Raw genomic sequence first — 19,438 nt, forward strand, 5'->3', positions numbered from 1 at the left:
CGCCGGTGAGCTCGGCGGTTACGATAGATCGAGGTGCCGATTCATCTCCATGGCGGCCTCGGCCAGCTCGGGGAGTTCGATCACCGTCCGCCCGTGCCGTCTCAGTTTCTCCACCCCGACACAGTTCTCGACGAAGGTCGCCGGTTCCCGCCACGCGATGACAATGGTGGGGATACCGGCGGTGATAATGCGGTCGGTGCATGGCGGCCGGGTCGCGGTGGCGCGCTCGGAACAGGGTTCGAGGGTGCTGTAGATGGTGGCACGGCTCAGCCGGGGATCGTTCGGCTCGAGTTTGTCGAGCGCGGATTCCTCGGCATGCACCTTGGGATCGGTCTCCCGCGAGTATCCGTTGGATATCTCCACTCCGTCGGCGACGATCACCGCCCCGACCGAGAACGCCCCGGTAACGGCCGGACTGAGCCGGGCGAGCTCTATGGCCCGAGTCATCCAGTAGTGGTGGTCGTGCTCGGTCACGAACTCTCCTTCGGTCGGTAGCGCAGCAGTGCGACATCACCGAGACGGGTGATATCGAGCAGACGCATACGGCGGGCGGATCCGCCGGGGAAGGCCGCCGGCTCGAGGAACCGCGGTGCGTGCGGATCACCCACCAGAGTAGGTCCGATCGCGAGATGCAATTCGTCGACGAGGCCGGCGGACAGGAAAGCGGTATGGATACGACTACCGCCTTCCACCATCAACCGATCGATCCCGCGACCGCCGAGATCGTCGAGCAGAGCACCGAAGTCGAGGCCCTCGCCGAGCACGACGATCTCGGCGAGATCGGCGGGAACGGCCAGCTTCTCGGCTCCCGTCCCGGTGGTGTAGACGAGCGGTCGCTGCCCCTCGGTGCCGTGATGCCAGAACGCCGCGGCCGGGTCCAGATCTCCGCTGGCCGTCACGGTGACCTTCCGCGGATATGCCGGGCGACCGGCCGCTACCCGGGCGTCTCGGCGATGTGCGGCCCGCACGATCAGCCGGGGGTTGTCGCGGCGCACGGTCTCGGCGCCGACGAGGATGGCGTCCGACTCGGCCCGTACCTGGTCGACCCGGTCGAAATCGGCCGCGTTCGACAACAACAACCGCTCCGGACCGGCGTCATCGATATATCCGTCGACGCTCACCGCCACGGACAACACCACGAACGGGCGGGTCATGCGGCCGGTCCGGCCGAACGTTCGTCCGTCGACGACGCGCGCATGTCCGAATCGGTGGCGCGGGTGCGTTCGGCCACGGCCACGGCCGCACGGGCAATGGCGAGTTCCTCATTGGTCGGCACGACCAATACGGCCACCTCCGCGTCCGGTGGCGAGATGAAGCGCGCGGAGCGATCTTCGGCGGTATTGCGCTCCGGGTCGACGGCGATACCGAAACGGGACAGGCCCGCAAGGGTGTCGGCCCGGACATCGGGAGCGTTCTCACCGACACCCGCGGTGAAGGTGATGACATCGACGGCACCCAGCCCGACCAGGTAGGCGCCCAGATAGCGGCGCAGTCGATGGATATAGACGTCGTAGGCGAGCCGGGCCGCGCGGTCACCCTCACCGATGAGGCGACGCAGTTCGCGGAAGTCGTTCACCCCGGCCATCCCCCGCAGACCGGAGTCGCGGTTCAACAGCCGATCGATATCGTCGATATCCAGCCCGGCCGTGCGCATGAGGTGGGGGATGATGCCGGGGTCCAGATCGCCGGAGCGGGTACCCATGACCAGGCCCTCCAACGGGGTCAGGCCCATGGTCGTATCGACCGGCCGGCCGCCGCGGATGGCCGAGGCGGAGGCGCCGTTGCCGAGGTGGAAGACGATCTGGTTCACCGATTCCGCCGCTCGACCGACCAATTGGGCGGCACGGCCCGATACGTACTCGTGCGAGGTGCCGTGGAAACCATAGCGGCGGATACCGTGCGTGTCGGCGACCTCCGCGTCGATGGCGTAGGTTTTGGCGGCATCGGGCAGGTTGTGGAAGAACGCGGTGTCGAAAACCGCGACCTGGGGGATATCCGGTAGCAATGTGCGCACCGCCTCGATGCCCAGCGCGTTCGCCGGATTGTGCAGCGGTGCCAGGGAGGACAGTTCACGGATCGTCGTCACCACTCGGTCATCGATCAGGGTGGGCCGGTAGAACACCTCCCCGCCGTGTACGACCCGGTGTCCCACAACCCTGATCCCGGCATCGGCCAGGTCGTGACCGGTCTCGGCGAATTTCGCGAACGCCAGCTGCAGCCCGGCGGTGTGGTCGGGGATCGGTTTCCGTTGGGTGAGGGTCCGGCCCCCACCATGGTGTTCGATCGCCCCGTCGGGCTCGCCGATTCGCTCGACCAGCCCGGACGCCGCCACGGCACCCGTATCGGGTTCCAGTAGCCGATATTTGATCGACGAGGAACCGGAGTTCACGACCAGTACCGGGTTGTTGCTCATTACGCTCCTACCTGCCCGCCGGCGCACACGGTGACGAACCCCGACGGCCCGCCCGAGCGCGGGATGTGGGTCATTCTCCCTGTGCCTGTATCGCGGTGATGGCCACGGTGTTCACGATATCGGCGACCAGTGCGCCCCGGGACAGGTCGTTCACCGGTTTGCGCAGACCCTGCAGCACCGGCCCGATCGCGACGGCGCCCGCGCTGCGCTGTACCGCCTTGTAGGTGTTGTTGCCGGTATTGAGATCGGGGAAGACGAAAACCGTCGCCCGACCGGCCACCTCGGAGTTGGGCAGTTTGGCGTCGGCGACCGTCGGCTCGATGGCGGCGTCGTATTGGATCGGGCCCTCCACCGGGAGCTTCGGCGCGCGCTCGCGGACCAGTTCGGTCGCCACCCGCACCTTGTCCACGTCGGCGCCGCTGCCCGATTCGCCGGTGGAGTAGGAGAGCATGGCCACCCGCGGCTCGATACCGAACCGCCCCGCGGTGGCCGCCGAGGAGATGGCGATATCGGCCAACTGTTCGGATGTCGGGTCGGGGACGACGGCGCAGTCACCGTAGGCGAGCACCCGGTCGGCCAGGCACATGAGGAAAACGCTCGAGACGGTGGAGACGCCGGGCACGGTTTTGATGATCTCGAACGAGGGCCGGATGGTGTGCGCGGTGGTGTGCGCGGCGCCGGAGACCATCCCGTCGGCCAACCCACGGTGCACCATCATCGTTCCGAAATACGAGATATCGACGACCATTTCCCGGGCACGTTCGGGCCTCATACTCTTGTGTTTGCGCAATTCGGCGTATTCGCGGGCGAATTCGTCCAGATATTCCGAACCGCGCGGATCCAGGACCTCGGCGTCGGAGATATCCACCCCGAGTTCGGCGGCCCGGGCCCGAATCAGGGATTCATCGCCGAGAATGATCAGGTCCGCGATCTTGCGCTGCAATACCCGCCCCGCGGCCCGCAGGATACGGTCGTCGCCACCTTCGGGCAGCACGATCCGTTTCCGGTCCGCCCGCGCCCGCTCGATGAGCTGGTATTCGAACATCTGCGGGGTGACCACATCGGACAGCGGAACCTGCAGGCGGCGCAGGAAATCCGCGGCGTCGACATGTTGTTCCATCAACGCCAGCGCGGTATCCACCTTGCGCGGATTGCCGAGCGCCATCCGCCCGCGGGTGCGGTGCGCGGCACCCGCGGTCTCGTAGGTGCCGAGCGCGGTGGTGAGAATCGGCAGCCGCGGTTTCAAACCCGACATGAGCCGCGCCACCGCCGGATGCGGGAGCAGGCCGCCGTTCATGATGACCCCCGACAGCGAAGGAAACCCCTCCGCCTCGTGGGCGTTCACCACGCTGAGCAGCACATCCGACCGGTCCCCGGGCGAGATCACCACCACCCCGTCGGACAATCGCTCCAGAATGTGTTCGGCCGTCATCCCGCCGACCAGTACCTGCAGCGCCTCCCGGTGCAGCAATTCCGGATCGCCGCTGTACATTTCGCCCTCCACCGCCTCGCACAGCTCGGCCATGGTCGGCGCGATCAGCAGCGGCACCTCCGGCAGGGTCCACGACGGAACCCCGAATCCGGCCAGGACGGAACCGACATCGGCCAAATCCTTCGGCGCGCAGCGGTTGGCGATGATCGCGACCAACTGCGCGTGTTCCTGGGCCAGCTCGGCGGCACATACTTCGGCCAGCCGGCCCACCTCGCCGGGACCGCGGTCCGCGCCGCGCAACACCAACAGCATCGGGGCGCCCAGATTCACCGCGATCCGGGCATTGAACCGCAGCTCGCTCGGACTGGCCACATCGGTGTAATCGCTGCCGACCACCACCACGGCATCGCATACCTGCGCGACCTCATGGTACCGCATGACGATCTCGCTGATGGCGGCATCGGGGTCGGCGTGAACCTGCTCATAGGTCACGCCGACCGCCTGGCCGTAGTCGATATCGGCGGTGCTGTGCTCGAGCAGTAACTCCAGGATGTAGTCGGGTTCGGTGGCCGACCGCGTTATCGGCCGGAACACGCCCACCCGCGCCGTGGTCGCGCACAGCATCTGCAGCACTCCCAGCGCGACCGTCGATTTGCCGGTATCGCCCTCGGGGGACGCGATATACACACTGGACGCATCAACCTCGGCCATACCCAGCAGCCTAGCGGTGTTCGGTCACCCGGCCGCCGACGGCCGGACCGGCCCACCCCGCCGCAGCGCCGCCGCTACCACCCCTTTTTCGAGGCCGGAGCCCGCCCCGGGTCCGGCCCGACCGGAGCGAATCCGCGCCGACGGATTCGCGGAGAAAGAGCAGACCCCGATCACGAGGAACACCGGACCACCACAACCCTCAGGAGGCACATCACCCCACGGTCGGGGCCCGCCCCGGGTCTGGACCGACCGGAGCGAATTCGCGTCAGCGGATTCGCGGAGGGAGGGAAGACCCGGGGTCACGAGGGCCCCGACCCGCGCCGCCGAAGGCGGCGCCATCAAACACAGCCATCAAACACTCTCTCGCAGGCGGGGGGCCAGATCGCGGGCGAAGAGGTCCAGGAACCGGCGCTGGTCGTGGCCGGGGGCGTGGAAGACCAGGTGGTTCAGCCCGGCGTCCAGGTAGGGCTTGATCTGCTCGACGGCCTGATCCGGGTCACTGGCCACGATCCACCGCTTGGCGATCTGCTCGATCGGCAGCGCGTCGGCGGCGGCCTCCATCTCGATCGGGTCGGTGATGCTGTGCTTCTGTTCCGGGGTCAGTGACAGCGGCGCCCAGAACCGGGTGTTCTGCAGCGCGAGTTCCGGATCGGTGTCGTAGGAGATCTTGATCTCGATCATCCGGTCGATATCGTCGACCGTGCGGTCGGCCTTGGCCGCACCCTCGGCGAGGGCGGGCATGAGTTTGTCGGTGTAGAGGTCCATCCCCTTGCCCGAGGTGCAGATGAAACCGTCGCCGGCCCGGCCTGCGTATCGGGCCACCAGCGGGCCGCCGGCCGCGATGTAGACCGGGATACCGCCTTCGGGGACGTCGTAGATGGACGCGCCGACGGTCTTGTAGTACTGCCCGTCGAAGTCCACCCGGTCGCCGGTCCACAGCTGTCGCATCAGGTCGACCGCCTCGCGCAGCCGGGCGAACCGTTCCTTGAATTCCGGCCATTCGCCGAGATATCCGGTGGCGATCTCGTTCAGCGCCTCACCGGTGCCGATACCGAGCATCACCCGGCCCGGATACAGACAGCCCATGGTGGCGAAGGCCTGCGCGATCACCGCGGGGTTGTAGCGGAAGGTCGGGGTGAGCACCGAGGTGCCGAGCTGGATGCGCCGGGTGCGTTCACCCACGGCGGCCAGCCAGGCCAGCGAGAACGGCGCGTGCCCACCCTTGTGCCGCCACGGTTGGAAGTGATCGCTGATGACCGCGCTGTCGAGGCCGTGTTCCTCGACCTGTACCGCCAACTCCACCAGCTCCCGCGGCCCGAACTGCTCCGCCGACGCCTTGTACCCGAGCTTGAGCTCATCCATCTGCGCCACTCCTATCGCTGCAGTTGTCGTCCGAACATCACCGGTCGCAACCCGTTGCGGCCGGACGGTTGTTCCCACGCCGCGGTGACCACGACGCCGCGTGACCGTTTCACCCGTCCGCATTCGACCATAGCCGGCCGGCCCGACCGCTGTGTTATCGGTCTCACTCCGTGGTCCGCGGAGCGCCGGACGGTGTGCCGTATCGACCGGTCCGACGTGCGCCGACAGCATCTGCCGGACCGTCGACGGCCCGCGTCCGAGCACGGACACGGGCCGGCTCGTCGGCTCGAATAGCGCAGAATGATCGAAGTGACCACCGCCGATAACCGGATTCTGTCCTACCTCACCGATATGGACGGGGTGCTGGTGCACGAGGACCAACTGGTGCCCGGTGCCGACGAATTCCTCGCCGAACTGCGCGAGAAGGAAATCCCGTTCCTGGTACTGACCAACAATTCGATCCGCACTCCGCGCGACCTGCAGGCCCGCCTGCGGCATACCGGTCTCGACATCCCCGAATCCGCCATCTGGACCTCCGCCCTGGCCACCGCCGCCTTCCTGAACGACCAGCGCCCGAACGGCACCGCCTACGTGGTCGGCGAATCGGGCCTGACCACCGCGCTGCACGAGATCGGATACGTACTCACCGACAGCGACCCCGACTATGTCGTCCTCGGCGAGACCCGCACATATTCGTTCGAAGCGATCACCACCGCGATCCGGCTGGTCGAGCGGGGCGCGCGTTTCATCGCCACCAACCCGGACGCCACCGGACCCTCCCGTGAGGGCGTACTACCCGCCACCGGCTCCGTGGCGGCCCTCATCACCCGCGCCACCGGCCGCGACCCCTACTACATCGGCAAACCCAATCCGCTGATGATGCGTTCGGCGCTGCGGCGTATCGGCGCGCATTCGCAGACCAGCGTGATGATCGGCGACCGGATGGACACCGACGTCATCTCCGGCATGGAGGCGGGTATGCGCACCATCCTGGTCACCTCGGGCATCTCCACCAGGGCTTCGGTCGAGCACTACCCGTATCGCCCGACCATGGTCGTCGACTCCGTCGCGGACCTGGTCGGGCGTACTTCGAGACCGTTCGACGTGTGATCTCTATCAGCCGAGCGCCTGGTCGAGGTCCGCGAGCAGGTCTTCCACGTCCTCCAGGCCCACCGAGATCCGCACGACACCGTCGGACAATCCGATTCCGGCCCGCCCTTCCGGTCCCATGGCCCGGTGCGTGGTGGTCGCCGGGTGGGTTACAAGGGTTTTGGCGTCGCCCAGATTGTTGGAGATATCGACGATCCGCAGCCGGTTGAGCACCTCGAACGCGCGTTTCTTCGCCTCGTGCTCGGGCGCGGCCACCTCGAAGGTCACCACCGTCCCGCCGCCGCTCATCTGCGCGGTCGCCAGATCGTATTGCGGATGCGTCTCCAGGAAGGGATAACGCACCCAGCTCACCCGGGGATGCCCCTCCAGGTACCGCGCGATCCGCAGGGCCGAGGCCGTGGAGTGGTGTACCCGCAGCGGCATGGTCTCCAGGCCTTTGAGCAGGGTCCAGGCGTTGAACGGGCTCAACGCGGGACCGGTGTGCCGCATGAGGTTTTTCACCGGACCCTCGATGTAGTCCGCGGAGCCCAGGATGGCGCCGCCGAGCACTCGGCCCTGGCCGTCGATGTGCTTGGTGCCGGAGTACACCACCACGTCGGCGCCGAGTTCGAATCCGCGCTGCAGCAACGAGGTGGCGAACACATTGTCCAGCACCACCTTCGCGCCCGCGACATGCGCCATTTCGGATACCCGCCGCACGTCGACCAGGGTCTGCATCGGGTTGGCGGGGGTTTCGAAGAACACCGCGGTGGTGGGCACCGACAGCGCCCGCTCCCACTGGTCGAGGTCCTCGCCGTCGACGAAGACCGTCTCCACGCCCCAGCGCGGCAGGATCTCGTTGCACACCACGAAACAGGAGCCGAACAGGCTGCGCGCGGCGACCAGCCGGTCGCCCGCGCCCAACAGCGCGCCCAGGGCGGTGAATACGGCCGCCATACCGCTGGCGGTGGCGAAACACGCCTCGGCGCCGTCGATGAGCCGCATCCGCTCCTGGAAGGTGGCCACGGTGGGATTGCCGTAACGAGAGTAGACGAAATGGGGGATCTCCCCGGTGAACGCCGCCTCGGCCGCTTCCGCGCTGGAGTAGACGAACCCGGAGGTCAGGTACAGCGCCTCGGTGGTTTCCTCGAATCCGGACCGCTGCAATCCGCCGCGGACGCCGAGGGTGGCGGGGCCGACGCCCTCCGGCAGCGCACGCTCGAACGCTCCGCCGCCGATCATGACTGCCGCCAGGGCAATCCGAGGGCCCGCCAGCCGGCGTGACCGCGATGCCCGTGTTCGTCGAGTGGTCCTTCGAAACCATCGCTCACGTTGTAGGCGGGTTCGATGCCCGCGCGCGTGGCGGCCGCGGCGGCATGCGCGGAGCGCTGGCCGGAACGACAGAGGAAGAGTACGGGCGTGTCCGGTTTGCGGCCGTCGAGCGCTTCGCCCAACTGGTCCAGGAATCGGGAATTCGGGGCTCCGGTGCCGTCGACCCATTCGACCAGCACCGTCGGCCGGTCGAGTGCGCTGGTGTCGGGAATTCCGACGAACCGCCACTCCGCCTCGGTCCGTACATCCACCAGCACGGCGTCGGGATTGTCACGCAATATCTCCCATGCCCGCCGCGGGTCGATATCGCCTGCGTAACTCATTGATGGCACCTCCCTGCGAACCCGCACTTGCGTGCGTCGGGTTCTGACGCACGCCGGGTCGTCACCCGGAGCACCCCACCGCGGAGGAGGGTTGCCGGCCGGCTAGCCGGGGCTTGACGCTGGCACTCATGACCCTGCGATGAGATTGCCCGGACCGGGGTTGCCGTGTCAAACCACCGATAACGGGGTCTGGCCAGGAGCGAATCAGCTGGTTACAGACCCGCCTGTGGTCATCGGAGCGGACCGGACGCCAGGTGTCGGTCACCGCCCGACCGTCTACCGTGCCGGTGACCTCGACCGTGGCCTCGTCCCCGGAAACCCGCAATTCATCGAGTTCGTCGACGGTGACGGTCTTTCCGGATTCGCCTTCCCCGAGCCGACCGGCCGGCGGGGGACGGGACGGGTAGGAATCCGGGCACACCGCGTCCTCGGGTGGGACGAGGCCGGAGCGGCCGCTCATATCGGCGAATTCGTACACGGCGGCGGCGACCCGATCGGTCTCTGTGACATTTTTCTCAACGGGTGCCGTGACGGCGGCGATCACGGTGACACCCGTCACCAGGGCCGCGATAACCGCTGCCAGTACGAACGGCGTCGTCGACCGCGGCGGATCTCGGCCTCGCGTTCGGTGGGTCCGGCCGGGTCAGCGGGTTCGCCGGACGGTTTCGCGGGCTGCGCATCGTTCATGACGACGATGATCCCCGGTGCCCACGGCGGGCGGGCCCGCCACCCCGATAGAATCGGAGCTGATCGCGGCCCTGCTCCGAAGCAGAACGCCGTGATGGCACGGGAGTGCGGCGCCGCCATACCGATGCCCGGCCGTAGTGGCCGCGCCCGCGTGGCACCGCGACGGTGCGTATCAGCCGCGCGTCAACTTAGCCTAAGCTAATAAAGACAGCTCGAGCTGAGTCAGACCCATAGATTCTTTCGACCGACAAGGGTGCGCGTAACAGATGACCGAACAGATTGAGGCGACCCGCCCGCTCCGGATCGCGATCGTGGGTGCCGGCCCCGCCGGGATCTACGCCGCCGACGCATTGATGAAATCCGATGCCGAGGTGAGCATTGATCTGTTCGAGCGGATGCCCGCCCCGTTCGGACTGATCCGCTACGGTGTCGCCCCCGACCACCCCCGCATCAAGGGCATCGTCACCGCCCTGCACAAGGTGCTGGACAAACCGCAGGTGCGACTGCTGGGCAATATCGACTACGGCACCGACATCACCCTCGAGGATCTGCGCCGCTTCTACGACGCGGTGATCTTCTCCACCGGCGCCAACGCCGACCGGGCGCTGCCCATCCCCGGCATCGACCTGGACGGCTCCTACGGTGCGGCCGATTTCGTGTCCTGGTACGACGGGCACCCGGATGTGCCGCGCAGCTGGCCGCTGGAGGCGGAGAAGGTCGCCGTCCTCGGCGTCGGCAATGTCGCCCTCGACGTGGCGCGAGTGCTGGCCAAGACCGGCGACGAGCTGTTGCCCACCGAGATCCCGCCGAACGTGTATTCCGGGTTGAAGGCCAACAAGGCCGTCGAGGTGCACGTGTTCGGTCGTCGTGGCCCGGCCCAGGCCAAGTTCACCCCGCTGGAGCTGCGCGAATTGGATCATTCGCCGACCATCGAGGTGATCGTCGATCCCGAAGACATCGACTACGACGCCGGCTCGGAGGCGGCGCGGCGGCATTCCAAGCAGGTCGATATGGTCGCCAACACCCTCGAACAGTGGGCGATCCGTGATCAGGGCAACCGGCCGCACAAGCTGTTTTTGCACTTCTTCGAATCCCCCGCCGAGATCCTGGGCGCCGACGGCAAGGTCGTGGGACTGCGCACCGAACGCACCCAACTGGACGGCACCGGCAACGTCAAGGGCACCGGGGAGTTCAAGGACTGGGATGTGCAGGCGGTCTACCGGGCCGTGGGCTACCTGTCACAGAACATCTCCGAACTGCCCTTCGACGACCAGGCCGGCACCGTGCCCAACGAGGCCGGCCGCGTCCTGGCCGACGAGGACGCCGACGGCGCGGCCCGCTATCTGCCCGCCACCTACGTCACCGGCTGGATCAAACGCGGCCCGGTCGGCCTGATCGGGCATACCAAGGGCGACGCCAACGAGACGGTGGCCTGCCTGCTCGACGACAGCTCCGGCTTCGCTCCCGCCGCCAGCCCCGATCCGGAATCGGTCGTGGAGTTCCTGGAGGGCAAGGGCATCCCCTACACCACCTGGCAGGGCTGGTACCGCCTCGACGCCCACGAGCGTGCCCTCGGCGAGCCGGAGGGCCGCGAACGGGTCAAGGTGGTCGAGCGTGAGGACATGCTGCGTGCCAGCGAGCCGCACAAGGTCTAGGTATCTCCGCGGCGACCACTCGGTTATGCGCGAATCCGCGGACGAACCGACCCGCACCGCCGCCAAGTGGCGCAATCCGACACAGGCGGGGCCCGCCCCGGGTCCGGACCGACCGGAGCGAATTCGCGTCAGCGGATTCGCGGAGGGAGGGAAGACCCGGGGTCACGAGGGTCCCGACAGCGCCACCTCTGGTGGCGCCATCAAATACTGAGGCATTCTGTATCCGTGTTCGACGCCCATGTGCACATCATCGATCCGCGGTTCCCGCTGATCGAGAACGAGGGCTACCTACCGAAGCCGTACACCATCGCGAACTACCGGCAGCGCATGTCCCGTTTCGAGTTGAGCGGCGGCGCCGTGGTCAGCGCGTCCTTCCAGGACAACGACCAGAGCTACCTGCGTGCCGCGCTCGCCGAATTGGGCCCCGGCTGGGTGGGGGTGACCCGGCTCGACCTGGACGCCACGGACGAGGAGATCCTCGACCTGCACCGGGCCGGGGTACGCGCGGTACGTTTCAATCTCAAGCGCGCCGCCGCCGATATCGCGTCCATGACCCGGCAGGCACTGCGCGCCTATGACCTGGCGGGCTGGCATGTGGAGATCTATGTCGACGGGCAGATGCTCGCCTCCCTGCAACCGGTGATCATGAAACTGCCCAAGGTGTCGGTCGACCATCTCGGCATGTCGGACGAGGGCCTGCCATATCTTCTCGATCTGGTGGACCGCGGTGCGCGGGTGAAGGCGACCGGGTTCGGTCGGGTCGAGATGGACGTCGCCACCACACTGAGCCGCATCCACGCGGTGAACCCGGAGGCCCTCATGTTCGGCACCGACCTCCCCGGCACCCGCGCCCACCGACCGTTCCGCGACGGAGACGTGGAGTTGATCTGCGATGTCGTGGGCAGCGATATGCACGCCGTCCTGGAGGACAACGCCCGCGCCTTCTACGGTCTGCCCGCGATCGAGCGGCCCATCGACGACCCGAACCCGACACTGCCGCTGCTGCTCCCGCCGATCCCGGAGGCGGGTCCGGGTCCGAATGACGGCGACACCCGTCCCTTACCGATCGTGGAATAGCGGCCTCCGGATACCACCGTCGGCTTGAACGCCGGGCAGCCTATGCCGCGATCGCCCCGGCCACCCACACGCCACTGGCCAACAACGCCCCCAGCAGTTCGACCAGCATGGACAGCCCCACGCCCTTGATGGCGTGCTTGCTCGACTCCCACGCTTGTCGCTGCCCGGGCAGCCGCTGCCACTCCGAAAGATGAACCCCCACCACGAATCCCACGAACAGGCCGACGACCGGGATCAGGAAGAACCCGACTATTCCGGCGATACCGCCGAGCAGCAGCGTCCGGTTCGGCACCCCCGCCTCTTTCAACTTCCGCCCCGGCCAGGCGTACTTCACCACCCCCGAAACGATCAGCAGCACGGTGCCGATCGCGAATACCGTCCACGCCACGGCCCCACCGGTGAGGAATGCCCATACCGCGATGGCCCCGAAGACCAGGATCACGCCCGGCAGCACCGGGACGACGATCCCGACCAGACCGACCAGGATCACCAGGCCGACGACGACTTCACCCCATATGCTCACGATTCCTCCACAGTCGACGCTGCCCGAATTCTTCCGTATGCGGACGAGCGAGGGTGAATGTTTCGGCCTGGACCCTAGACCGCCAGTATGGCGACCTCGTACTTCTGGCAGTGGGGGTCTCGGGTGACCAGTGTGAGGTCTTCTCGCTGGGCCTGTGCCACCAGCATGCGGTCGAAGGGATCGCGGTGTATCGGTGGAAGGCGCCCGGCGGTTATCGCATGGTCGTGATTGACGGGCAGTGCGATAAACCCACTGTCTCGGATACGTTCGGGCAGATCATCGGGCCCGATCAGTTTTCCCGTGGCCTGTTTGATGGCCACTTCCCACAGCGTCACGGCGCTCACATACACATCAGGATCGTGATCGAGCCGGTCTTTGAGATCTTCCGGCAGCGTGGAGTCGTCGTTCAACCACCACAGCACCACGTGGGTGTCCAGCAGAAGACTCATGACAACAGACCGAAGTCCGCGGCAATCGCGGCATTGGTTTCCGCGGAGTCCCAGTTGGGGCCGAGTGTGAGCTTGCCGCGCAATGATCCGCGGCCGGTACGGCCGGCCCTGCGGACGAGCGGCACAACTTTGGCGACCGGGTGCCCGGCCCGACTGATGACGATCTCTTCGCCGTGCTCGACTCGCTCGATGATCCGCGACAGGTTGGTCTTGGCCTCATGAATGTTGAACTGCTCGGCCGCACTGCCTGACATGCCACCTCCTTAGCTAAGAGGTTAGTCCACCTCCCGACCGGGGTCAACGCGATCACGAAGCACCAAGGCCGGTATCAAACCCCGTTCACCTCCTCGTGCTGCGTGGCTGTGATGCACTGTCGTGGCGACCTCGGTCGGGTGGACCACCGGCCCGGCCTCGTCCTCGACTCCGGAACCGACACGGCATCACGGACGGGCCGACCCGCAGTGGCGGATCTCCACCCGGTCGGAAACCGTTTCACCGAATCCGCCGCCCTCCACTATCGAGACGCCCATATCGGGATCGCTATCTCAGCACTCACGACCCAGACGCAGCCGAGCCACCACGGCACGGTGATCGGAACCCGGTAGGTCCACCGTCTCCGCCGCGACCGCGCAGGCCCCGGCGGTGAGGATGTGGTCGATGCCGACCAAGGGCGCCGGCCACTTGTCGGTCGGGTAGGTGATCAAGTGTCCGGCACCCGCCTGTTCGGCCGCGTCGCCGAAGCGCCCGGACACCAGGGCCCGGAACTGCGAATGATCGTAGGTGGCATTGAAATCGCCGCCGACGATCACCGGTCGATCCGACGGCGCTCGGTCGAGGATGTCGTGCAGACGGGACAACTCGTCGGCCCAGACCTGGGCGTGGACGATCGGCGGGACCGGATGGAAGGCGTACACCGCGACCGGTCCGATGCTCGGAACATCGGCCGCCGCCGAAATCTGGTTGAACATGAAGCCGTCGTACTCGACGGTGTCGGATAGCGGGTAACTACTCCAGATCCCCGTGCCGCTCGCGGCGTTTCCAGGGCGCAGATATCGGTGCGGCAACACCCGGTCGAGCCCCGCTCGGCCGAGATCCTCGACCGCCGCCGGGGTGAGCTCGTTGACGGTGAGCACAGCGATATTCCGCGCACGTACTTCGTCGACGAGCGACGCGGGATCGGCTCCGTCGAACAGCAGATTGGCCTGCATCGCCATCACCGCGTGCCCGTCGTCACCGACCATGCGGCCGACGTAGAGCGGGGCCTGGGTCCAGAACGCGGCCGCGAAGACAGCGATCGCCATGCCCGCACCGATCCAACGCCGCAGGACGGCGAAGATCGCCGCCCCCGCGAGCGCGGAACTCATCAGGTACGGAGCGACCGACACGGCCGAGACCACGAGGGGGAACAACCACGGGACCACCGTGGGGAGCCACCGCGGACTGAAGTGCAGGACGACCCCTGCGACTCCGACCAGTGTGGCGATCCACGCAAGCTTGGCGACCACCTCTGGCCGGTTCACTGCCCACTTCACATCCGACAGCCAAACACGAGTCGCGCGCCGATCGTGGAGCCGAGGTTCCCGCCGGTGGACAGGGAAGTCGCGTCGAGAGGTTCACCCTCACCACCGGGCTCGCGAGGAGCTCCCGAGCCGGCGCGGGCGAGAGTGCCGCGCCCCCGCCGCACGGCCGACTCCGCCTGATCGACCGAACGCCCGAGGGAATACCGCGATCAGAACAGGGTCGGCTCGCCGAAACCTGAGGTGCGTTCGATGACCAGCAACCGGAGTTTGGTGTCGATGCCGCCCGGCGCCGAGAAGCCGTGCAGGGCGTGATCGGCGGACAGCACCCGGTGGCACGGGATGATGAGCGGGATCGGGTTGCGGCCCAGCGCCTGACCGACCGCCTGGGCCGCGCCCGGCGCGCCGGCCCGTTCGGCGACGGCACCGTAGCCGAGGGTGTGGCCGGGGTCGATGGCGCGCGTGACGGCGTACACCGCGCGGTGGAATTCGGGCACACCCGTTATATCCACCGGGATCCAGCGCAGATCGTCCAGGTCGCCGTCCAGGTGGGCGCGGATACCCGCGATCGCCTCCGCTCGCGGCCCGGCCTCGGGTTCCGGCCGCAGCCGGGTGCTGTCCTGGCCCGGAGGTGCGCCCGGGCCGTTCTCGGGGAGGCGGAACCGCACGACGATATCATCGCGCCACGCTATGGCGCAGCGGCCGATAGCGGTGTCGAACAGCGTCGTATCGATGGGAGCGCCCACACTACCCGGCATACCGACAGTCTGCCGCCGGCCACCGACAATCCGAGCGGGAGTCCTCCGACCCTCGCGGACGCCATGGCTATTGTCATACTGTCAATATGTTCGCAGGTGCTGCGGGCAGACACAGGATCGACGACGAACCGAGGTAAGGCGTGAGCACACCATCCACCGCCACCGAGCAGGGCCCGCTCGCGGGCATTCGGGTTATCGAACTGGCCGGGATCGGGCCGGGGCCGCACGCCGCGCTGCTGCTCGCCGACCTCGGCGCCGATGTCGTCCGCATCCAGCGGGCCGGGCAGCTGCCCGGCGGTTTCGACCGGCCCCAGCTGCGCGGGCGCACAATCGTCGAGGCCAACCTGAAGGACCCGGCCGATGTAGAGAAGGTGCTCGGTCTGGTGGAGAAGGCCGACGTGCTCATCGAGGGCTTTCGGCCCGGCGTCACCGAGCGTATGGGCCTCGGCCCCGAGGTCGCGCTGGAACGCAACCCGCGTCTGGTCTACGGGCGGATGACCGGTTGGGGTCAGCACGGCCCGCTGGCCGATCGCGCCGGCCACGACATCAACTACATCAGCATCACCGGTGTCCTGCACGCCATCGGCCGTAGGGGCGAACGTCCGGTGCCACCGCTGAACATGGTCGGTGATTTCGGCGGCGGTTCGATGTTCCTGGTATTCGGTATCCTCGCCGCCCTGGTCGAACGGCAGACCTCCGGTAAGGGTCAGATCATCGACTCCGCCATGGTGGACGGCGCGCTCGCCCTCTCGCACATGATCTGGGGTATGCGCGGTATGGGCACCTGGTCGGAGGAGCGCGGGGTGAACCTCCTCGACACCGGCATGTCCTTCTACGACACCTACGAGACCGCCGATGGCAGGTACATGGCCGTGGGCGCCATCGAACCGCAGTTCTACGCCCAGCTGCTCGCCGGGCTGGACATCGATCCCGAGGGCCTGCCCCACCAGCTCGATCCCGCCGGTCAGGACAGCCTGAAGAAGCTGTTCGCCGAGAAGTTCCGCAGTAGGACCCGGGACGAGTGGACCGAGATCTTCGCCGGCACGGACGCCTGCGTGAGCCCGGTGCTGACCTTCGAGGAAGCCACCCACAACGAGCACATCGCCGCCCGCGGCTCACTGCTCGAACTGGAGGACATCACCCAGCACGCCCCGGCACCCCGGTTCTCCCGTACCCCGAACGGCGCACCCACACCGCCCCCGACGGAAGCAACCCCGATCGAGAACATCTGGGCGGACTGAGGCACGGGGTCGACTTCGCTCCGCGGGGCAGGGCCGACCCCCTCCCTTCCGAGCGCTACGTATGGCCGTGCGACAAGGCATGCTTCCTGTCACGAAGCGCAGCACCATCGAATTGTCGGAAGACAGGCTCCGTTACACCGTCCGTACGACCGGGGCGGGTTTGCTGCCCAGGGCATCGATCAGTTTGCGAATATCGTTCGGATCCGAGGTCCGGATGAGGGCACCGAGACCTGCCGCCATGACAACGACAGTGGCATCCACCATGTCCGCGGTCCCGGCTTTACCGCACAGGATTCCTGCGGCTTCGGCGACCTCGAGGCCAACCGGCTCGACCTGGCATCCGGTGAGGAACCGACCGAGCCGAACCTGCCGACCAGGGCTCAGTAGCACGTAAGCGGCTGTAGAGGCTCGGCGGCGTGGGGGCCGAGAGTCGCGTAGGCGGAGGCGATGGCGGTGGCCGCGCGGCGGAGGTCGGCCTCGGGGTGGGTGTAAGGAATACGGAGGAACCGTTCGAAGGAACCCTGGACGCCGAAACGCGGGCCGGCGGCCAGGAGTACGCCGTGATTGGGGGCCGTGGCGGCCAGGGACGTGGAAACCGGCGCGGGAAGTTGGACCCATACCGACATACCGCCCACCCCGGGGCCGACGCGCCAGTCGGGGAGCTCGGTGGCCAGCGCGTCGAGCAAGGCGGCGCGTTGGGCGCCCAACTGTTCGCGGCGGCGGGCGAGGATGGAATCCGCGTGCTCGAACAGGTGGGTGGCGGCCAGCTGATCCATGAGCGGGGTGCCCAGGTCGACGGTGGAGCGAATACCGAGAAGCCGGGTGATCAGCGACCGGCCGGCGCGTATCCAACCCACCCGCAGGCCTCCCCAGAAGGATTTGGAGGCCGAACCGATGGTGATCACCTCGCTGCCCTGGGCGAAAGACGCCACGGGTGGCGGCGGGGGGGCGTCGGTGAGGGTCAGATCCGCCATGGATTCGTCGACGATGACCGTCATGCGGGTCTCGCGGGCGATGGCGACCAACTCGGCGCGGTCGGCGGCCCCCATGAGCAAGCCGGTGGGGTTGTTGTGGTCGGGTACCAGGTAGGCCAGGGTGGCCGCGGTCTGTCGTGCGGCGCTGCGGATACCGTCGAGGTCCCAGCCGGCGTCGGGAAATTCCGGACGCAGCGGCACCGGGATCGGGCGGGCGCCCACATCGCGGATGGCCTCGATGGCATTGGGATAGGTGGGATGGTCGATCAGCACCCGGGACATCGGTGGGGCCAGGGCGTTGAGCAGCAGACGCAGACCGTGCTGGGCGCCGAGGGTGACCAGGAGTTGGTCCGGTTCGGTGGGAAGTCCGCGGCGGGTGTAGCGGCGGGCGAGGGCCTCGCGGAGGGCGAGTACACCGACAGGGTCCATACCGTGACTCCCCAGGTAGGACCGAAGTCCTTGGAGCGCATATGAATACGCGTCCGACATCTCCGGGGGCGCGGCCATGGCGGCATAGGTGAGGTCCACGGCCGGCTGCTCCGGTTCGCCCATGCCCACCAAGAGGCTTCGGGTGGCCTTACGACCGTCGTGCTGAACCGTTGGGGGCAGGGCGACCGTACTGCGCGAGCCCTGGCGGGTGATGAGATAGCCGTGTTCCCGCAGCAGCGCGTAGCAGGTCGTCACGGTCGTGCGACTCACGCCGAGGACGGTGGCCAGCTCGCGTTCGCTCGGCAGCGCCACCCCCAGGGGTGCGCGGCCGTCGTGAATCAGCAGCCGGATACCTTCGGCCAGGGCCAGGTAGGCGGGGCGGCCGGTCTTGCGTGCGGCGCCATTGCCCGCCGGATCGTCGATATGCCGCCAGCGCCCTAGGTCGCGGGCCAGTCCGGTTGCGCTGATCGCTCGCAGTGCCATAAGTCCAGTATTGGGTCAGTGGCTATTCAAGAACAAGTCCAGTTGTCGCATGCTGAGTCCATGAACCTTCTCGTGACCCTGATCGTCCTGGCCGTGTTCACCACTTTCGCGTACCGATACCTGCGGGAATCACGGATTCCCGAGCTCATCGAACACTATCGGCCCCGCGGTCCGATCGCGGATCTCCCCGAATCGCCCCACGGGGACGTCCGCTGGTACCTCGATCCGAGCGCGGCGAAGGGACAGGCCGAGTCGCGGCGAAGCGACGGGGCCGAGGGGCCCGTGTACGCGGAGCCACAGCGAAGGGTGAATTGATACCAGTCCAGTTTTTCCATCTGGACTGGTTGATAGTCCCGCCCGCTCACTCCAACGGGTGTTTCCGGTAGAAATCGCACATCTCGCCGGAGAGATACCCGTCGCGGCAGGCGAAGTAGGTCTGGATACACGAATTGGTATCGCAGCCGAGTTCGACGAGCTCGTCCCGGATACGGCGATCGCGCTGCTGCGGGCTCTCGGTGGGCGACGGGGCCCCGGTGACCGAGGCGGACACCACCGGTTCGGGCCGGTCCGGCACACCGCAGCCGGCAAGCACGGCCGAGAGGGCCAGCAGCGCGGCGGAAAGAGCCGGCAGTACCGCGGTACGACGGAATGGGTGGAGCATGGTCACCTCCTGCACCAGGTGTTCGACACCGGGCGGCCAGCGTATCCGATACCGCGCGCGACGGCAGGCCCGCGGTCCTCGCGGCAGCCATCCGCCCGGTGCAGGGCCTGGATTCGCCGCGCAGCAGGGCCGCCAGGGACTCACGGTCGGTGACATCCAGTTTGGGGCAGACCCGGTAGAGGTGTCCTTCCACCGCCGAGTACAGCCGACCACGCAACCGGCGCGCGGTGTACCCCCCGACCATATGCGCGAAAACACCCAGCGGAATACCGCGTGCCGGTTCGGTGCCGGCGACCCAACGGATATTGCCGCCGACGGCGGT

General features: G+C 67.5%; 21 protein-coding genes, 1 pseudogene and 1 riboswitch. Of the genes and pseudogenes, 5 read left to right on the top strand and 17 right to left on the bottom strand.

Annotation, left to right across the window (positions count from 1 at the left end; all coding sequences use genetic code 11):
* Positions 1-18: 18 nt before the first annotated feature.
* The 5 genes from ON20_RS23955 to fgd all read right to left on the bottom strand — a co-directional run bounded on the left by ON20_RS23955 (position 19) and on the right by fgd (position 5,918).
* Entirely contained in the window at positions 19-474 is a 456-nt protein-coding gene (locus ON20_RS23955) for a deaminase (protein WP_040838748.1), read from the bottom strand.
* Positions 471-1,154, bottom strand: coding sequence for a RibD family protein (locus tag ON20_RS23960; protein ID WP_040838749.1), 684 nt, complete (start codon positions 1,152-1,154; stop codon positions 471-473). The genes ON20_RS23955 and ON20_RS23960 overlap by 4 nt, the downstream gene beginning before the upstream one ends.
* On the bottom strand, positions 1,151-2,413 hold the full coding sequence (locus ON20_RS23965) for an acetate kinase (RefSeq protein WP_051163178.1): 1,263 nt from the start codon (positions 2,411-2,413) through the stop codon (positions 1,151-1,153). The genes ON20_RS23960 and ON20_RS23965 overlap by 4 nt, the downstream gene beginning before the upstream one ends.
* A 70-nt stretch (positions 2,414-2,483) precedes the next feature.
* Positions 2,484-4,556 (bottom strand): phosphate acetyltransferase, encoded by a 2,073-nt coding sequence (gene pta, locus ON20_RS23970; protein WP_040838750.1) that lies wholly within the window; start codon positions 4,554-4,556, stop codon positions 2,484-2,486.
* A gap of 351 nt (positions 4,557-4,907) precedes the next feature.
* Positions 4,908-5,918 (bottom strand): glucose-6-phosphate dehydrogenase (coenzyme-F420), encoded by a 1,011-nt coding sequence (gene fgd / locus ON20_RS23975; protein WP_040838965.1) that lies wholly within the window; start codon positions 5,916-5,918, stop codon positions 4,908-4,910.
* A gap of 351 nt (positions 5,919-6,269) precedes the next feature.
* Between fgd and ON20_RS23980 the strand changes: the two genes are divergently transcribed.
* Positions 6,270-7,028, top strand: a complete 759-nt coding sequence (locus tag ON20_RS23980) for an HAD-IIA family hydrolase (RefSeq protein WP_245547455.1) — start codon at positions 6,270-6,272, stop codon at positions 7,026-7,028.
* Positions 7,029-7,034: 6 nt separating this feature from the next.
* On the opposite strand, the gene ON20_RS23985 is transcribed toward ON20_RS23980, so the two are convergent.
* From ON20_RS23985 to ON20_RS39965, 4 genes and pseudogenes are all read right to left on the bottom strand, one after another.
* Entirely contained in the window at positions 7,035-8,249 is a 1,215-nt protein-coding gene (locus ON20_RS23985; RefSeq protein ID WP_040838752.1) for an O-succinylhomoserine sulfhydrylase, read from the bottom strand.
* On the bottom strand, positions 8,246-8,662 hold the full coding sequence (locus ON20_RS23990; RefSeq protein ID WP_040838754.1) for a rhodanese-like domain-containing protein: 417 nt from the start codon (positions 8,660-8,662) through the stop codon (positions 8,246-8,248). Before ON20_RS23990 ends, ON20_RS23985 begins: the two co-directional genes overlap by 4 nt.
* A gap of 18 nt (positions 8,663-8,680) precedes the next feature.
* Positions 8,681-8,796, bottom strand: a riboswitch (SAM riboswitch).
* 137 nt (positions 8,797-8,933) lie between these two features.
* Positions 8,934-9,221: pseudogene (locus ON20_RS41075) on the bottom strand (hypothetical protein); the annotation flags it as partial.
* Entirely contained in the window at positions 9,218-9,349 is a 132-nt protein-coding gene (locus tag ON20_RS39965; protein WP_281032898.1) for a hypothetical protein, read from the bottom strand. The pseudogene ON20_RS41075 and the gene ON20_RS39965, both read right to left, overlap by 4 nt.
* Positions 9,350-9,615: 266 nt before the next feature.
* On the opposite strand from ON20_RS39965, the gene ON20_RS24000 reads away from it, so the two are divergent.
* Both ON20_RS24000 and ON20_RS24010 read left to right on the top strand, forming a co-directional pair.
* Positions 9,616-11,004, top strand: coding sequence for an FAD-dependent oxidoreductase (locus ON20_RS24000; RefSeq protein WP_040838756.1), 1,389 nt, complete (start codon positions 9,616-9,618; stop codon positions 11,002-11,004).
* 225 nt (positions 11,005-11,229) lie between these two features.
* On the top strand, positions 11,230-12,081 hold the full coding sequence (locus ON20_RS24010; protein WP_040838758.1) for an amidohydrolase family protein: 852 nt from the start codon (positions 11,230-11,232) through the stop codon (positions 12,079-12,081).
* Positions 12,082-12,121: 40 nt separating this feature from the next.
* Here ON20_RS24010 and ON20_RS24015 read toward each other — a convergent pair whose 3' ends face one another.
* The 5 genes from ON20_RS24015 to ON20_RS24035 all read right to left on the bottom strand — a co-directional run bounded on the left by ON20_RS24015 (position 12,122) and on the right by ON20_RS24035 (position 15,328).
* Positions 12,122-12,604: a DUF456 domain-containing protein gene (locus tag ON20_RS24015; protein ID WP_040838759.1), complete on the bottom strand. Its 483-nt coding sequence runs from the start codon at positions 12,602-12,604 to the stop codon at positions 12,122-12,124.
* 74 nt (positions 12,605-12,678) lie between these two features.
* Positions 12,679-13,053: a type II toxin-antitoxin system VapC family toxin gene (locus ON20_RS24020; RefSeq protein ID WP_040838761.1), complete on the bottom strand. Its 375-nt coding sequence runs from the start codon at positions 13,051-13,053 to the stop codon at positions 12,679-12,681.
* A complete protein-coding gene (locus ON20_RS24025; RefSeq protein WP_040838762.1) occupies positions 13,050-13,307 on the bottom strand; it encodes a type II toxin-antitoxin system Phd/YefM family antitoxin in 258 nt (85 codons plus the stop codon). Before ON20_RS24025 ends, ON20_RS24020 begins: the two co-directional genes overlap by 4 nt.
* Before the next feature lie 291 nt (positions 13,308-13,598).
* Positions 13,599-14,585 carry an endonuclease/exonuclease/phosphatase family protein gene (locus ON20_RS24030; RefSeq protein ID WP_245547435.1) on the bottom strand — a complete coding sequence of 329 codons (987 nt, stop codon included), beginning with the start codon at positions 14,583-14,585 and terminating at the stop codon, positions 13,599-13,601.
* A gap of 197 nt (positions 14,586-14,782) precedes the next feature.
* The gene (locus ON20_RS24035) at positions 14,783-15,328 is read right to left on the bottom strand and encodes a methylated-DNA--[protein]-cysteine S-methyltransferase (protein ID WP_051163184.1); all 546 of its coding nucleotides are present in this window, start codon (positions 15,326-15,328) and stop codon (positions 14,783-14,785) included.
* Positions 15,329-15,468: 140 nt separating this feature from the next.
* Here ON20_RS24035 and ON20_RS24040 point away from each other — a divergent pair, with 140 nt between their 5' ends.
* The gene (locus ON20_RS24040) at positions 15,469-16,569 is read left to right on the top strand and encodes a CaiB/BaiF CoA transferase family protein (RefSeq protein WP_040838766.1); all 1,101 of its coding nucleotides are present in this window, start codon (positions 15,469-15,471) and stop codon (positions 16,567-16,569) included.
* A gap of 132 nt (positions 16,570-16,701) precedes the next feature.
* Here the strand turns inward: ON20_RS24040 and ON20_RS24045 are convergent, their stop codons facing one another.
* Entirely contained in the window at positions 16,702-16,959 is a 258-nt protein-coding gene (locus ON20_RS24045) for a hypothetical protein (protein WP_218002599.1), read from the bottom strand.
* Complete coding sequence (gene yczR / locus ON20_RS24050) at positions 16,950-18,455, bottom strand: MocR-like transcription factor YczR (protein WP_040838767.1); 1,506 nt, start codon at positions 18,453-18,455, stop codon at positions 16,950-16,952. The genes ON20_RS24045 and yczR overlap by 10 nt, the downstream gene beginning before the upstream one ends.
* Before the next feature lie 60 nt (positions 18,456-18,515).
* On the opposite strand from yczR, the gene ON20_RS24055 reads away from it, so the two are divergent.
* Complete coding sequence (locus ON20_RS24055; RefSeq protein WP_040838768.1) at positions 18,516-18,770, top strand: hypothetical protein; 255 nt, start codon at positions 18,516-18,518, stop codon at positions 18,768-18,770.
* A 46-nt stretch (positions 18,771-18,816) separates the two neighbouring features.
* On the opposite strand, the gene ON20_RS24060 is transcribed toward ON20_RS24055, so the two are convergent.
* A complete protein-coding gene (locus ON20_RS24060; protein WP_157228968.1) occupies positions 18,817-19,116 on the bottom strand; it encodes a hypothetical protein in 300 nt (99 codons plus the stop codon).
* Positions 19,117-19,438: the final 322 nt, after the last annotated feature.

Origin of the sequence: Nocardia brevicatena NBRC 12119 (assembly GCF_000308495.1) — a bacterium.
Taxonomy (GTDB): domain Bacteria; phylum Actinomycetota; class Actinomycetes; order Mycobacteriales; family Mycobacteriaceae; genus Nocardia; species Nocardia brevicatena.

Bases quoted from the DNA above. Each gene is read 5' to 3' on its own strand.
- ON20_RS23960 (WP_040838749.1), bottom strand. From the start codon at position 1,154: ATGACCCGCCCGTTCGTGGTGTTGTCCGTGGCGGTGAGCGTCGACGGA.
- ON20_RS23965 (WP_051163178.1), bottom strand. From the start codon at position 2,413: ATGAGCAACAACCCGGTACTGGTCGTGAACTCCGGTTCCTCGTCGATC.
- pta (WP_040838750.1), bottom strand. From the start codon at position 4,556: ATGGCCGAGGTTGATGCGTCCAGTGTGTATATCGCGTCCCCCGAGGGC.
- fgd (WP_040838965.1), bottom strand. From the start codon at position 5,918: ATGGATGAGCTCAAGCTCGGGTACAAGGCGTCGGCGGAGCAGTTCGGG.
- ON20_RS23980 (WP_245547455.1), top strand. From the start codon at position 6,270: ATGGACGGGGTGCTGGTGCACGAGGACCAACTGGTGCCCGGTGCCGAC.
- ON20_RS23985 (WP_040838752.1), bottom strand. From the start codon at position 8,249: ATGATCGGCGGCGGAGCGTTCGAGCGTGCGCTGCCGGAGGGCGTCGGC.
- ON20_RS23990 (WP_040838754.1), bottom strand. From the start codon at position 8,662: ATGAGTTACGCAGGCGATATCGACCCGCGGCGGGCATGGGAGATATTG.
- ON20_RS39965 (WP_281032898.1), bottom strand. From the start codon at position 9,349: ATGAACGATGCGCAGCCCGCGAAACCGTCCGGCGAACCCGCTGACCCG.
- ON20_RS24000 (WP_040838756.1), top strand. From the start codon at position 9,616: ATGACCGAACAGATTGAGGCGACCCGCCCGCTCCGGATCGCGATCGTG.
- ON20_RS24020 (WP_040838761.1), bottom strand. From the start codon at position 13,053: ATGAGTCTTCTGCTGGACACCCACGTGGTGCTGTGGTGGTTGAACGAC.
- ON20_RS24025 (WP_040838762.1), bottom strand. From the start codon at position 13,307: ATGTCAGGCAGTGCGGCCGAGCAGTTCAACATTCATGAGGCCAAGACC.
- ON20_RS24035 (WP_051163184.1), bottom strand. From the start codon at position 15,328: ATGCCGGGTAGTGTGGGCGCTCCCATCGATACGACGCTGTTCGACACC.
- yczR (WP_040838767.1), bottom strand. From the start codon at position 18,455: ATGGCACTGCGAGCGATCAGCGCAACCGGACTGGCCCGCGACCTAGGG.
- ON20_RS24055 (WP_040838768.1), top strand. From the start codon at position 18,516: ATGAACCTTCTCGTGACCCTGATCGTCCTGGCCGTGTTCACCACTTTC.
- ON20_RS24060 (WP_157228968.1), bottom strand. From the start codon at position 19,116: ATGCTCCACCCATTCCGTCGTACCGCGGTACTGCCGGCTCTTTCCGCC.